The organism is Carboxylicivirga litoralis (assembly GCF_025499605.1).
GTDB classification, from domain to species: domain Bacteria; phylum Bacteroidota; class Bacteroidia; order Bacteroidales; family Marinilabiliaceae; genus Carboxylicivirga; species Carboxylicivirga litoralis.
Map to the genome: position 1 here is coordinate 293231 of NZ_JAFMVC010000003.1, position 14745 is coordinate 307975.

Here is a 14745-nt window from a genome sequence, read left to right on the forward strand (position 1 = left end):
TCCTTAAAAATGAATAAATAGATGTTATTCTACTACTGTATATATGTCTTTCAGATTTCTTCCGTATCCGTCGTAATCTAAACCGTAACCCACGATAAAATCGTTTGGAATGTCCATGCCGACGTAATCCAATTTTACATCACGTTTGCAGGCATCAGGTTTAAACAACATGGTTGCTACTTTAACATCTGCAGGGCCCATTTGTTTTACTTGTTCCACAGTGTTGATGATGGTTAAGCCTGTATCAACAATGTCTTCCAATAATACAATGGTACGACCGGCGATGTCTTCATTCAAACCAATTAGTTCTTTTACTTTTCCTGTAGAACCAGTTCCTGAGTAGGATGATAACTTTACAAAACTGATTTCACAAGGAATGGTCAGGCGCTTCATTAGGTCAGATGCGAACATAAACGAGCCATTCAACACACATACCATTAAAGGATTTTTTCCTTCAAGGTCTTTATTCATCTGTTCAGCCACTTTATCAACCGCCTTTAAAAGCTTTTCTTCAGGGATTGATAACTCAAATTCTCTATCTAACAACTTAACTCGGCTCATTGTTTCTTTTTTTATTTTGGTTTGAAAAATACCAATTGCTTATGTTATCAGCTGAAATAAAGATGATTACATTTGCAAATTATTCAATAATTAAATAAAAATCTGGATTTTAAGCTGCAAAAGTATAAAAAATAAAGATAACCACATGATTATAATGCTTTCTTAACTATTTTTGTGGCGGGAAAAAATTAACGAAAGGTTCTTGCAGAGAATTTCATAACTAAAATAAATTAATGACTATGCAACCAAAAGTTAGTATTATTATGGGTAGCACGTCTGATCTTCCTGTGATGAAGAAGGCGGCTGATTTTTTAAATGATCTGAAGATTCCGTTCGAAATTAATGCTTTATCAGCACACAGAACACCTGCCCAGGTTGAGACTTTTGCTAAAAGTGCAGAAGATCGTGGTGTTAAAGTAATTATTGCAGCGGCTGGTATGGCTGCTCATCTTCCAGGCGTAATTGCTTCAATGGTTAAAATTCCCGTGATTGGTGTGCCTATCAACGCGAGCCTTGATGGCATGGATGCCTTGTTGTCAATTGCTCAGATGCCTCCAGGAATTCCTGTGGCAACGGTTGGTATTAACGGCGCTCAGAATGCTGGTATTTTAGCAGCTCAAATGATTGCTACCGGTGATGCTGAGATTTCAGAAAAGCTGGCTGCTTTTAAAGAAAGCTTGAAAGATAAGATTGTTAAGGCTAACGAAGAGCTAAAAGAAGTTAAGTACGAGTACAAAACAAATTAATATTGTATTCCAGGATAAAAAAGAAGAGCTTGCCACGGCAAGCTCTTCTTTTTTATATTTCATACTTTCTTATTTCTTTACCAGTAACCAAACATCGTCGCGGCCTTCGTTGTTACGAGCTGTGCGCAGTTCAGCATAAGCTTCATTGCGATCGTAAAACGATTTGTAGGCTACTTTGTAAAACTCACCATTGGGGCCACCTGGTCGTTCAATCACTTTGGCATCAAATCCATCAGCTACGAGTTTAGCTTTGAATATTTCAGCATTTTGCTGCTTTTCGAAGCTGCCGGCAATTAAAAAGTATTTGTCGGCTGGCTTAGGAGGTTCGGGTTGTACCTCTTTTACCTCGGGTGTTTTTACTTCTTGTTTAACTGTATCTTTTTCAACTTTTTTCTGAACCACTGCTGTTTTAACAGGTTTTTGTGGTTTTTTAGCTGGTTTATCTTTACAGCCAACCGCCATTAACAAAGCAGTAATGGCAAGAAGTGTTGTTAATTTCCTCATAAAAGCTAGTTTGCGTTTTATTAATGAGCAGCAAATGCTCAACTACTTATTGCAAGCATAAATGTAAGGAAATTGAATTGTCCTAGCAATTTTTATGACAAGTATGTTGCTTAAACAACATACTTGTAGCCTACACCTTTGATGGTTTTAATATGGTCTTGCCCGATTTTCTCTCGCAGTTTGCGGATGTGAACATCAATCGTGCGGTCGCCTACAATAATGTTATCGCCCCACACCGAGTTGTATATTTCATCGCGCGTAAATACTTTTTCGGGCTTAGAAGCTAGCAGCACCAATAATTCGAATTCTTTCTTTGGCAGAATCAATTCTTCACCGGCATTAATGATCAGGTATCTTTCACGGTCGATAACCAAATCACCGATTTTAATGATGTTGGTTTCTTCCGGCTCGGCCACGACACCTTCTGAACGGTATCGTTTCAACAAAGCCTTTGCACGCGAAATGAGTACTTTAGGCTTAACAGGCTTGGTGATGTAGTCGTCGGCACCTGCCTCAAAACCGGCTATTTGCGAATAGTCTTCGCCGCGAGCTGTTAGAAAAGCGACAATTGAATTTTTAAGGGCTGGTATCTTTTTAATTTCTTCACATGTTTCGATGCCATCCATTTCGGGCATCATCACATCCAGGATAATTAGCTCCGGCACCTCGGCCTGGGCAATGCCTATGGCTTCCTGTCCGTTAGAGGCGGTTAATACCTGGAAGCCTTCTTTTTTCATGTTGTAACTTATAAACTCCAGAATGTCAGGCTCGTCATCGACTAAAAGAACTTTGTAATTTTCTACATTCATTATAAAAAGTTTTACGCGAAAGTAAGTAATGAGATTAACAAATAGTTTCGTATAGGTTATAGTTGCATTAATTAAATGTTAAGTGGCCTTTTCGAGAGTAAATGAAAAAACAGTGCCTTGTCCCAAAGTACTTCGAACATTAATGCGCTGACCGTGTGCCTCAATCAGATGTTTTACAATGGCTAAGCCAAGACCTGTACCACCTTGCTCACGACTTCGGCTTTTGTCGGCACGATAAAAACGCTCAAATATACGGGGAAGACTATCTTCGGCTATTCCAATACCTGTATCCTTAACTTCCACCAAAAGGCGGTTATCCATGTTAAAAAAGCTGATTTCGGTTTTACCACCGTCTTTGCCATAATTAATTGAGTTGACTACTAAATTACTAACAACTTGAAAGATACGTTGTTTATCAGCGATGACAAAATGTTGCTGACCAGCACCTTCGCCATATTGTAATTTTATATTTCTTTTATTAGCTCTTATCTCTTGTAATTCAATAACATCGTCGGTGAGCTGACGCAGGTCAAATGTTTCGGGATGCAGTTGCAATTCGCCCGCTTCTAATTTGGAGATAGCCTCCAGATCTTCGATGATTGAGATCATGCGGTCGATACTTTTCTCGGTGCGGGTTAAGTAGCGCATGTTGATATTGGGGTCTTCAATGCCGCCATCGAGCAAGGTCAATATATAACCTTGTATATTAAAGATGGGTGTTTTTAACTCGTGCGAAACATTACCCAAATATTCTTTGCGGTACTTCTCCATCTTCTTCAGCTCTTCAATTTCAACCGTGCGGTCGTGCATCCAGGTTACCACCTCACGGTTGACAGTCGATAATATGTCGTCGGAATTACTGTTTGGCAGTTGTATTTGCTCTTGGTTTTCGTGCCCGTAAATGGTCTGATATAATGGCTTAATTTTACTGTAAATAAAGGAATTGATAAAGTAATTGACCAGTGCAAATGATACGGCAAAAAAAACGGGAACCGATATGGCTAACGAGTAGTATAAATTGGGACTGTAATAGTTGACGCCAAAAAAGATAAAAGCTAATACCAAAAAGCCGATGGCCACAAAACCGGCTATTTTTTGTGGTTCTAATGATTTCATAATTGTAATGCTTTAAATTGCTTTTTTGCTCATTTGCTTAATTGTTAATCGGGTTTGGACTATTAAATTACATTAACAGATAGACAAATCAGCCATTAAACAAAAAAAGTTGCTCTCTGGCAAACAAAGTTATTGTATTTATTGCCTTATCATCCAAATTATTGGATTATTGCATATGTTAAGACATTGTTAAGCACATATTTCGTTACATGACTGATATTAGATACATTTGTATACCTTCCTTAATTAAGGATAGTAACATAAACTTAACATTGGCTTACTCGTTACACGGTCGCATCCGCGTATCTTTGGCATAATCAAAAGGATAATATGACGTTTATTTGGATAGCAGTTATTTTATTAGGAGTATTGGCTGTTGTGGATTTGGTAGTAGGTGTTTCTAATGACGCCGTTAATTTTTTAAATGCTGCAATTGGCTCGCGCGCAGCCCGGCGTAAGTTAGTTTATTGGGTGGCAGCTATTGGTTTGCTGATAGGCTCAATGTTGTCGGTCAATATGATGGAGGTCGCGCGTAAAGGCGTTATTTATCCTTCGAGTTTTACATTTATTGAAATAATTGTGGTGTTCGTGGCTGTTATGCTGGTCGATATTATTCTGATTGACGGTTTTAATACGCTCGGCTTTCCTACGTCTACGACTATAGCTATCGTTTTTGAATTACTTGGTGGCGCTATGGCGTTATCTATTATAAAAAATAGAGAGGCCCGCATCGACGGTTTGGAAATCGATCAGATGATTAATACCGATAAGGCGTTTATAATACTGGCCGGAATACTGTTATCTATTTTTCTGGCTTTTGTTGTTGGTATAGTGGTGCAGTTTGTAACACGGGTCATCTTTAGCTTTAATTATCATCGACGCTTTAAATATCTTTTTGCTTTGGTAGGCGGTTTTGCCATTACTGCCATTGTATTTATGATTTTTAAAAAAGGAATGGGCGATACCAGCATCTTTCATTCTTATGCCTGGTTCGAACCTGTGGTACGGTTGCAGGCTGAGATTTTGTTCGGTGTCTTTGCTTTATCCACCTTTGTATTTCTCTTTTTAGGTTTATCATTTAATGTGGATATCCCCAGGGTGGTCGTGCTGTTCGGTACTTTTGCGCTTGCCATGTCTTTTGCTGCTAATGACTTAGTTAATTTTATAGGTATTCCATTAACCGCTGTTGAGAGTTTTAAAACTTTTCTGGCTTCTGGCTCCTTGGCACCTGACGAATTTTCGATGGGCTTCATAAGTAATAATGTGATTCGAAAAGATGTGTTTAGCGATTATGTCTATACGATTATATTTACGCTATCTGCCGTTGTGATGACGATCACGCTTTTTAAATCGAAAAAAGCCCGGAGTGTAACCGAAACGGAAGTGTATTTAGGGCGTCAGTCGAGTGGTTACGAAAGGTTTGAACCATCTTATTTATCGAGGGTTGTGGTTCGTAATTTTTTACATATACATAGTCTGGCTGTAGGCATTTTGCCCAAAAAGGTTGTTAACTTTTTCGACCGACGTTATAAAAAGGCAGAAAATGTTGAGGGAGCAACAGTCGATGGAGTTATTTATTTTGATACGGTACGGGCATCTGTTAACCTGGTAGTTGCCAGTATTCTTATTTCACTTGGTACTTATATGCGGTTTCCTTTATCAACCACTTTTGTGGTTTTTATGGTGGCAATGGGAACCTCATTGGCTGATCAGGCCTGGGGACGTGAAAGTGCCGTTTATCGTGTGTCGGGTGTGTTATCTATCTTAGGCGGATGGTTTTTTACGGCTTGCATGGCCTTTATTGGCGCCTTTATATTTACCTACTTAATATGGTATGGAAGCTGGGTGGCTACAATATTACTGGCAGGTACAGTGGTAACCACATTAATATTAACTAAGAAATACCATTCGCGAAAACAGGAAGAAAAACGCATGCTCAAAGAAGAGTTTCAGGATGAAATTGATAATAACCTCGATCACCTAAAAGAATCGGGTAGTGAGCAGATTCGTCGTCATCTTCAGGAAGCTTCCAAAGTATTCTATCTAAGTCTGCAAGGTTTTATCGATGAAGATATTCGTCAGTTGCACGAAGCCCATAACAAAGCCCAGTTGCTCGATAAATATACGCGCAGCAGTAAATCAAAGTTTTTCTATGCCTATGCCAGGGTGACGGAAGAGGGCATTGATTCGGGGCATTATTTTGTGCAGGCATTTGATTACCTGACTGAATTAGTTGGTTGCCTGACAAATATTACCCAACCTTTATTTGAGCATATTGAAAACCAGCATAAGGGGATGACCAAATCGCAACGGAATGACCTGCAAGAGTTATTGGAAGAAATGTCGGGGTACTTTAATCACATCATTCATGTTGAAAAAGAACAGAAGTTTGAACTGGTGAATGAGATGATTAGTAAGCAAAATTTCCTCATTAGTTTTCAGGACAGCATCCGGCGTAACCAGATTAAACGCATTCAAAAGGGCGAGGGACGCACGCGTGTTAGTATTTTGTTTATGGATGTGCTGGCTGAGACAAAAAATGTGCTCTTGTATTCCATTAATTGCTTAAAAGCACACCGCGATTTTATAATATCCTCGCGATCAAATAACTAGTTCAATGTTAAGTTTTGCTTTGAGGCTTGATATTTTGTCGTTTTTAGCAATAAAAATTAACGATTTTATTCTGTAATCAGCCTCAAAACGGCTTAATGTTAAGCGTCTGTTAATCGTATCTTAATAGCTTTTCAGGATTTCTTCTATCCGCATCACTTTTAAGCTTGTAAGTGACACAAAATGAGCGGCTAAAGTCTAATTTGCACTTAACATACATTTAAAGTTCAATTAATTATCTCTTATCAGGCATCCTATGACCTTGCCATACATTTGCTCTCGAAATATTTGAATTATTGCGAGGAAAAAATGAAAAAACAAGTATTAGGAATTGTAATTCTATGTCTTGTAAGTCTTACACAGGGATTTGCACAAACAGGGATTCTTAAAGGGAAAATAACCGACAGAAAAACAGGAGAAGAGCTCATCGGAGCTGCTATTGTTATTGAAGGAACCACTACCGGTACTACTACCGATTTTATGGGTGACTATACAATGCCTCCTCTGGAACCAGGTACTTACACCATCCGTTGCCAGTACATTTCATACGAAGCGCAGGTAAAGGAAGGTGTTGTTATTAAAGACGGTGAAGAAACTGTTTTAGACTTTTTAATGGGTGAATCGGAATTAGATATTGCCGAAGTACAAGTGGTAGCTAAAGCTAACCGCGAATCGGAGAATTTTTTGATGTTGGAGCAGAAGAAGGCAGCTATTGCGGTTGAAAGTATTGGTGCTGCTCAGTTATCAGCTCAAGGTGTTGGTGATGCAGCAGCTGCTGTTACAAAAGTTTCTGGTATTGTGAAGCAAGAGGGATCGCAATCGCTGAATGTGCGAGGTTTGGGTGACCGTTATAATACAACTACTTATAATGGCTTGCCGTTGCCATCGAATAACTCAGAGCTTAAAAATATCGACTTAGGTTTATTTAGCACTGATGTTATTTCTCACATTAACATTGAGAAAACATACTCGGTACCATTATATGGTGATTTTGGTGGCGCTAACATTAATATTGTATCGAAGCGGTTGACTGGTGATTCATTCCTTACTTTGAGTGTAAAGGGATCACAAAACTCAAGTTTATTCGATTTAGATAATTTTTATCTAAATGATGGACCAAGCAAAACAGGTTTCTCTACTACAGATTTGCCTGACATTGATGCTATCAAAAATAAAGAAGCATATGGGTTCGAAAAATCATGGAATCCCGTTGAAAGCAGTGTTGTACCTGCTATTGGTTTGGGGATTTCAGGCGGTAAGTCATTTAAAATAAATGAAGTATCGAAGTTGAATACATTCTTTACGTTTTCATTTGATAACGACAGAACTTATACTGAAAAAATTGAACGCGTTGTAAATGCAGGAGGTAATGCCTGGGATGATTTAGAGGGTGATGAGTATAACTACTCAACTCAAACAAGCGGGATGATTAATCTGAATTATTCGCGTCCAAATACTGAGATTTATTTTAACAGCTTACTACTTAATTCATCGGAACAGGAGCTAACGACTATGGCTGGTCACATTCGTGATGTAAATGATGACCCAAATGTTCCGGGATTAAAGCGTCGTGGTGATTTTCAACGAAACTTTGTGTTGGTAAATCAGTTGCTTGGTGAGCACAAGCTAAACGAAACAACAAATCTGGATTGGGGGGTAGCTTATAATTACGTTTGGAACAGTGTACCAGACCGTATTGAAAATACTTACTTATTCTATTACGAGGATACCAATTTAGGTGAGTTAGATACGGAAGCAGTAGGTCGTAATTATCGCTATGCTCAGGAGTTTGATGATAACGAAATTGCAGCGAACCTTTCTATTTCAAAGCAGTTTGGTGAAGCACTAACTGATGATGCTGACTACCGTAGCAAGGTAACTGCGGGTTATTCAGGTCGTATGAAAGTAAGAAATTTCGAAAACTACCAGTTTAACCACCAGGTGCTTGGTGCAGGTACAATGGTTAATATCGATGAGGTTGATAATTTCTTCAATGAACAGAACTTTATAGATGGCTTATTCCGAATTGATACACCAACAGCCGGAGATGAAAATGGTGAACAAAAATATGGTGAGAGCTATGAGGGTAAAGTGAATATTCACTCGGGTTTCTTGATGTATGAGTATAATGTATCGCCTAAGTTCCTTGTTCTGGCTGGTGTACGCGCCGAAAGTGTGTTTCAGGAAATGAAAACACGTTCGCGTCAGAATATTTCGGGTCGTACTGAAACAATTGACTTCAATGAGTTTAAGGTATTGCCAAGCTTATCGATGAAATATGCCGCAACGCAGAAGTCTAACTTTCGTTTTGCAGCTTCACAAACCTATACACTACCTCAGTTACAGGAGATGCCGTTTATTGCCTTTGCCGGTTTAACGGATGTGATTTGGGGTAACCCATGGTTAAAGCCATCAACGGTTTATAATGCGGATTTAAAGTGGGAATTCTTCCCTAAAAACGGTGAAGCATTAAGTGCAACTGTTTTTGGGAAGTATATCAACGAGCCAATCAATAAATTCACTATTGCCGGTACATTTAACGAGTTTGTGAATGCCAACACAGGTGATGCAGCTCATGTATATGGTATTGAGATAGATGCCAAGAAAGATCTTATCAACTTCAGTACAGACGAGCAGATTAGAAAGGTTTATGCAACTGGTAATATTACATTAATGGCCTCTGAAACTGATATTGATGCTGATAAGATTAGAACCGAAACAAACTACAACTTCAACGCCAACTTTAATAAAGAAACATCAGAATTACAAGGTGCAGCTCCTTTATTGGCTAATGTAACCATTGGTTATAAGAAGAAGTGGGACGAGAATAATAAAACGATTAACGTAGCAGGTGTTTATAACTATACATCAGAGCGCTTGTACTCAATTGGACACTCGAATATGGGCGATCAGGTTGACCAGGCGGTTAACACTTTCGATTTTATCGTGAAAACTAATTTCAACAGGTTTGGTGTTGATTTCTCAGCTAAAAACTTATTGAATCCAAATATTGAACGCATACAGGAAAATATGGATGGCGACCATTTAGTTCGCCAGTATAAACTAGGAACAACTTTCAGTTTATCACTAAAGTACAATTTCTAATAAGACTATATTTAACTTAACATTTTAAAAGATGAAAAAGCTATCTTTTTTCTTTCTATCATTAATGGTGCTTGTTTTAGCAAGCTGTAACGATGACGATGATCCGGTAAACCCAATTGATCCGGATAACATTGCCGGAACAATTACGAAAGATGTTGAATTTGATGCAGCTACTGCTTACAAATTAGACGGTGCCTTAATTGTTGCAGAAGGTGGTTCATTAACTATTCCTGCAGGAACAAAGATTACTGCTAAAGGAGGAAGTACTTCTTACATTGCAGTTGCTCAAGGAGGTAAGATTTTTGTTGAAGGTACTGCTAGCAACCCTGTTGTAATGACTTCTGATGTATCAGAAGCTGGAAGCTGGGGTGGTTTAGTAATATGTGGTAAAGCGCCTGTTAATACTGGTGATGGAGGTGTTTCTGAGGTTGGTAATCTTCCTTATGGTGGATCGGATGCTTCTGATAACTCTGGTTCTATTGAGTACTTACGTGTTGAGTATACTGGTTATGTATTTACAAACGAAAAACAATTTAACGGTGTCTCTTTTTTCGGAGTAGGTGCTGGTACAACTATTGATTATGTATCTTCATACATGGGTAACGATGATGGTATCGAGTTCTTTGGTGGTACAGTGAATGCTGATCACTTAGTATCTATCGGTTCTAACGATGATGGTATTGATTTCGCTGACGGATGGTCAGGTACAGGTAACTACTGGTATTCATTGAACTCTGCTAAATCTGGCATCGAAGGTTCTAACAATGGTACTGACGGTGCGGCTACACCAATGACGACTGCTACTATCAACAACATCACAGTTTACGGAATGGGTGAAAAGCCATGGTTCCTAAAAGAAGGTGCTGGTTCACAAACCATTGATAACATCGTAATAGGTGGTTTGGTAGCAGGTAAAGGTCAGGAGTATTTCTATGCTTCTAGTTCCGATACTGACTTTGACGCATCAAAAATCACTATCACGAAAGCTAAATTTGTTGATATGGGTATTGGTAACACTGTAAAAGCTGTTGAAGGAGTATCCATTACTGAAGACGAAACGGCAACAGGTGCCGGTAACGGCATTGACATGCCTACATGGGCTGACGGATGGGCTGCTCCAGGAGCTGTTAAACCAATGGATCCTTCAACTAATATTGCAGGCGAATACTCCGATGACCAAGTATTAGCCGCTGGTAAAACTTATACTTTAAATGGTGCCATGGTTATTAAAGAAGGCGGTTCTTTAACTATTGAAGCAGGTGCTACTATTATTGCTAAAGCTGCATCAACCACATATATTGCAATTTCACAAGGTGCTAAAATCTTTGTTGAAGGTACAGAAGATGCTCCGGTTGTAATGACTTGCGAAGAAAAAGTAGCTGGTAAATGGGGTGGTCTAGTAGTTTGTGGTAAAGCACCAATCAATACTGGAGCAGGTAGTATTTCAGAAGTTGGAAACCTTCCATATGGTGGTGATGTGACTGATGATGATTCAGGCTCTATCGAGTATCTACGTGTAGAGTATACAGGTTATGTATTTACAGATGAAAAGCAGTTTAACGGCGTTTCTTTCTTCGGAGTAGGTTCTAAAACTAAAGTAAGCTATCTTTCTTCATACATGGGTAACGATGATGGTATTGAGTTCTTCGGAGGAACAGTAAATGCTGATCACCTTGTTTCTATTGGCTCTAACGATGATGGTATTGACTTTGCTGACGGATGGTCAGGAACTGGTAACTATTGGTATGCATATGATTCAGCTAAGTCTGGTATCGAAGGTTCTAACAACGGTACTGATGGTGCAGCTACTCCAATGACAACTGCAACCATTAACAATGTTACAGTTTACAAAATGGGTGAAAAGCCTTGGTTCCTAAAAGAAGGTGCTGGTAAGCAAACTATCGATAATGTTGTTATTGGAGGTTTGGTTGCAGCAAAAGAACAAGCTTACTTCTATACTTCTAGCGATGATACAGATGCAACTGCTCGCATTGCTGCAAATGATATCAAAATTACTAATGCAAAATTTGTTGATGTATCAGCTAATCAGCCAAAAGCAGTGGATGGATTAACATTCACAGAAAACGCTGATGCTACAGGTGCTGGTAACGGTAAAGACATGCCAGATTGGGCTGCTATGTGGGCACAGCCAGCTGAGTAATCGAAGGGATTAGGATTAACAATATATATGAGCGGCAGGATTTTTCCTGCCGCTTTTTTTTAACTTGTCATCTACGGATGTCATCTATATGGGCAGTTTAATTGTAAAGATGACATCCGTTCTCATGGAAGTAATGGTTTATAAATGCGAGCTATCCAAACCATCAAACCTTATGTGTCCAAGATGTTTGGGGTAATGGTTCCAGGTTACTATAGGAACTCATTCGTTTTTCAATCGTTTGCAGAAATAGTTTAGGTTTAGATGAATGTGCTATTAAGCTGACTATCTGCATGTAACTATTTCATTCTCTTGCTATTTCGTTCTGGTCTCAGTAATTTGCATGCCATATAGTTAACTAACAAACACCAGCATGAAGCAATTTGCATTATTATTGCTGACTTTTTATCTACTAAGTTGTCAGCAAGAGCCAAGCGTCATTTATCAAGGCGATACCTTTTCATTATATAGTGACAAAGTCATTCAGGGTGAATACACAGCGCAGGTACACTCACCAACACATATCACTTCCGATTATCAAAGTCCTGCCAATGCTACCTTTCCTAATTTTATAGAGTTTAAGTTTGCCATCAATGGTAAGGATAATGAGCTGCCAATTGGTGTCAATCATACTTTTTTACTTCAGGCCAATGATGATGGCACCATTCAATTACCAACACTAACCTTTGGTAAGCGCCATGCCGATGAGGTATCTGCTACACCAAGCGGAAGCATCGAACCTAATACTCCTTTGGTGATTAAAGTGGACGCCAGTGCCATAGTTAAATCGCTAAAAGAGAATGGTTACTACGAAACTTACAATGGTCAAAAAATTTACAAAGAGGACTACAATGGTATTTATATAGCCGGTAACCTGGCGCCTCTTGGCTGGGATTTTGATAATTTAAATGGCCGTGTCGATCGTCAATTGAAAGATGATAACAATGACGGTATATTCGAGATTACCTTATCGTTGAACCCATACAACCCTGATGATTTTACAGCCAAAGAGTGGACACTTCAACACGATATTAGTGCTTATCCGCAACTATACTCATCAACATCATTAGTTGATGCTTTATACAATTTAGCGTTGGATGAAACCGAGATGAACATTGAAGCCGATGGTACGTTCAGAACGGGTGAAGAATGGCCGGGAGTGTGGACGCGCGATGTGAGTTACTCTATTTTATTAGCTTATGCCTATACCAATACCGAGGTGGCTAAAACCAGCCTGATGCGCAAAGTGAAGAACGAGCGTATTATTCAGGATACAGGAACAGGTGGCGCCTGGCCGGTATCGTCGGATCGCACTACATGGACATTAGCCGCGTGGGAAATCTATAAAGTAACTGGTGACCAACAATGGCTGGAAACTATCTATCCAATTATAAAAAACTCCGTTGAAGATGATTTGCAAACACTAAAAGATGACCGCTCAGCCTTAATAAAAGGCGAATCGTCGTTTCTGGATTGGAGAAAGCAAACCTATCCAGTTTGGATGAATGGTGTTGATATTTTTGAATCGCGCTGCCTGGGAACCAATGCAGTGCATGCTCAAACATACACCATATTAGCTGAGATGGCTCAATTGATGGGAGATGATGCATCGAGATATCAACACGAAGCACAGGAAGTTATAGTCGCTATAAATAAAGAATTATGGATGGACGATAAGGGCTACTATGCGCAATATTTATATGGACGAAATGAACTCTTGCTGTCTCCGCGCAGTGAAGCATTAGGAGAAGCTTTCACGGTTTTATTTGATATTGCAAATGATAATCGTGCTAAGCAGGTCGTAACCAATACACCGGTTGTTGATTATGGTGTGCCATGTATTTACCCGCAAATACCAGAAATACCACCTTATCACAACAACGGCATCTGGCCTTTTGTACAAGCATATTGGAATTGGGCTTGTGCCAAAGCGGGTAATGCGTCAGCCCTGGAACAAGGCTTAGCAAGCATGCATCGTGCAGCAGCTTTATTTTTGACGAATAAAGAAAACATGGTCGCCGATAATGGCGATTTCAGAGATACGGAGGTTAACTCCAATCGTCAGTTGTGGAGCGTGGCTGGTTATCTAAGTTCGGTGTATAGGATTTTTGCCGGTATGCAGTTTGAGTTAGATGGCCTGTATCTTAAGCCTTTTATTCCTAAAGCATATGGTACTCAGTTAAGATTAACCAACTTTAAATACCGCGATGCCACATTGGATATAACTATTAATGGCAATGGTTCGCATATTAAGTCCTTTACTATTGATGGGCAACAGGCAGAACCAGTGGTTGATAAGAGTTTAACCGGGCACCATGTTATTGAGATTATTCTGGAGCAAACACAGCAATTGAGTAGTGAGAAGAAAGCAGTAGCTAATGCCTTTTCATTAAAAACTCCCCGGTTAACGGCTAATCGCAATAAGTTAAACTGGAATCAGGTTGAAGAAGCAACCAGTTATGAGGTTTATAACAACGGCGTATTAGTTACCACTACCTCTAATACTGAATATATTGTTGAGCCTGGTGAGGTATATCAAGAGTTGGCCATTAAAGCTGTTTCTGATACTAACGAATCATTTTTAAGTAATGTAATAGCCATTTTACCTGATAATGCCATAACAATAGACGCATCTAAACTTGGTGAAAAGGCTACTATAATGGCCAAGGGCTTTAATGGTAAAGGCTATATCGAACTATCGAAAAAAGCCAATACATCCATCAACGCAACTATTACTATACATCAAGCTGGTAGCTACCTGATTCAAGCTCGCTACAGCAATGGTTCAGGTCCCGATAATACAGATAATAGGTGCGCTATCCGCACACTGTTTGTTAATAGCAATAAAGCCGGTGTGATGGTGATGCCACAGCGTGGTAAAGATGAGTGGTCGAACTGGGGATACACCAATTTGATTAAAGCGAATCTTAATAAAGGAACGAATAAGCTAAGTATCCAATTCAAAGATTATAACGCGAATATGAATGGCGAGGTGAATTCCGCTTTGTTGGATGAGATTAGAGTTATTCCTGTGGAGTAATGATAACCCCTCTCCCTTCAGCTTTCTCCCCTGGTAGAGAATTAGCGTGGCTCCCAAAATCTTCCCCTTGGGGAGGTACCTGAAAGGCGATGGGGG

Annotated in this window: 9 protein-coding genes; 5 read left to right on the forward strand and 4 right to left on the reverse strand. The window is 39.4% G+C overall.

Annotated elements, in window-relative coordinates; translation table 11 throughout:
* Positions 1 to 24 precede the first annotated feature (24 nt).
* Complete coding sequence (gene hpt / locus J1N10_RS05015) at positions 25 to 561, reverse strand: hypoxanthine phosphoribosyltransferase (protein WP_262325581.1); 537 nt, start codon at positions 559 to 561, stop codon at positions 25 to 27.
* A gap of 239 nt (positions 562 to 800) precedes the next feature.
* On the opposite strand from hpt, the gene purE reads away from it, so the two are divergent.
* Positions 801 to 1307: a 5-(carboxyamino)imidazole ribonucleotide mutase gene (purE, locus tag J1N10_RS05020; RefSeq protein ID WP_262325582.1), complete on the forward strand. Its 507-nt coding sequence runs from the start codon at positions 801 to 803 to the stop codon at positions 1305 to 1307.
* Positions 1308 to 1376: 69 nt separating this feature from the next.
* Here purE and J1N10_RS05025 read toward each other — a convergent pair whose 3' ends face one another.
* The 3 genes from J1N10_RS05025 to J1N10_RS05035 form a co-directional block, all read right to left on the reverse strand.
* Entirely contained in the window at positions 1377 to 1811 is a 435-nt protein-coding gene (locus J1N10_RS05025; RefSeq protein WP_262325583.1) for an SPOR domain-containing protein, read from the reverse strand.
* 110 nt (positions 1812 to 1921) lie between these two features.
* Positions 1922 to 2620 (reverse strand): response regulator transcription factor, encoded by a 699-nt coding sequence (locus J1N10_RS05030; RefSeq protein WP_262325584.1) that lies wholly within the window; start codon positions 2618 to 2620, stop codon positions 1922 to 1924.
* Between the two features lie 78 nt (positions 2621 to 2698).
* On the reverse strand, positions 2699 to 3736 hold the full coding sequence (locus J1N10_RS05035) for a sensor histidine kinase (RefSeq protein ID WP_262325585.1): 1038 nt from the start codon (positions 3734 to 3736) through the stop codon (positions 2699 to 2701).
* A 330-nt stretch (positions 3737 to 4066) separates the two neighbouring features.
* Here J1N10_RS05035 and J1N10_RS05040 point away from each other — a divergent pair, with 330 nt between their 5' ends.
* The 4 genes from J1N10_RS05040 to J1N10_RS05055 all read left to right on the forward strand — a co-directional run bounded on the left by J1N10_RS05040 (position 4067) and on the right by J1N10_RS05055 (position 14649).
* Positions 4067 to 6349 carry an inorganic phosphate transporter gene (locus J1N10_RS05040; RefSeq protein WP_262325586.1) on the forward strand — a complete coding sequence of 761 codons (2283 nt, stop codon included), beginning with the start codon at positions 4067 to 4069 and terminating at the stop codon, positions 6347 to 6349.
* Between the two features lie 306 nt (positions 6350 to 6655).
* Positions 6656 to 9451: a TonB-dependent receptor domain-containing protein gene (locus tag J1N10_RS05045; RefSeq protein WP_262325587.1), complete on the forward strand. Its 2796-nt coding sequence runs from the start codon at positions 6656 to 6658 to the stop codon at positions 9449 to 9451.
* Between the two features lie 31 nt (positions 9452 to 9482).
* The gene (locus tag J1N10_RS05050; RefSeq protein ID WP_262325588.1) at positions 9483 to 11612 is read left to right on the forward strand and encodes a hypothetical protein; all 2130 of its coding nucleotides are present in this window, start codon (positions 9483 to 9485) and stop codon (positions 11610 to 11612) included.
* Between the two features lie 370 nt (positions 11613 to 11982).
* Positions 11983 to 14649 carry an alpha-L-rhamnosidase-related protein gene (locus tag J1N10_RS05055; protein WP_262325589.1) on the forward strand — a complete coding sequence of 889 codons (2667 nt, stop codon included), beginning with the start codon at positions 11983 to 11985 and terminating at the stop codon, positions 14647 to 14649.
* Positions 14650 to 14745 lie beyond the last annotated feature (96 nt).

Coding starts and splice junctions, on each gene's coding strand:
- J1N10_RS05030 (WP_262325584.1), bottom strand. CDS start 2,620: ATGAATGTAGAAAATTACAAAGTTCTTTTAGTCGATGACGAGCCTGAC.
- J1N10_RS05025 (WP_262325583.1), bottom strand. CDS start 1,811: ATGAGGAAATTAACAACACTTCTTGCCATTACTGCTTTGTTAATGGCG.
- J1N10_RS05055 (WP_262325589.1), top strand. CDS start 11,983: ATGAAGCAATTTGCATTATTATTGCTGACTTTTTATCTACTAAGTTGT.
- purE (WP_262325582.1), top strand. CDS start 801: ATGCAACCAAAAGTTAGTATTATTATGGGTAGCACGTCTGATCTTCCT.
- J1N10_RS05050 (WP_262325588.1), top strand. CDS start 9,483: ATGAAAAAGCTATCTTTTTTCTTTCTATCATTAATGGTGCTTGTTTTA.
- J1N10_RS05045 (WP_262325587.1), top strand. CDS start 6,656: ATGAAAAAACAAGTATTAGGAATTGTAATTCTATGTCTTGTAAGTCTT.
- J1N10_RS05035 (WP_262325585.1), bottom strand. CDS start 3,736: ATGAAATCATTAGAACCACAAAAAATAGCCGGTTTTGTGGCCATCGGC.
- hpt (WP_262325581.1), bottom strand. CDS start 561: ATGAGCCGAGTTAAGTTGTTAGATAGAGAATTTGAGTTATCAATCCCT.
- J1N10_RS05040 (WP_262325586.1), top strand. CDS start 4,067: ATGACGTTTATTTGGATAGCAGTTATTTTATTAGGAGTATTGGCTGTT.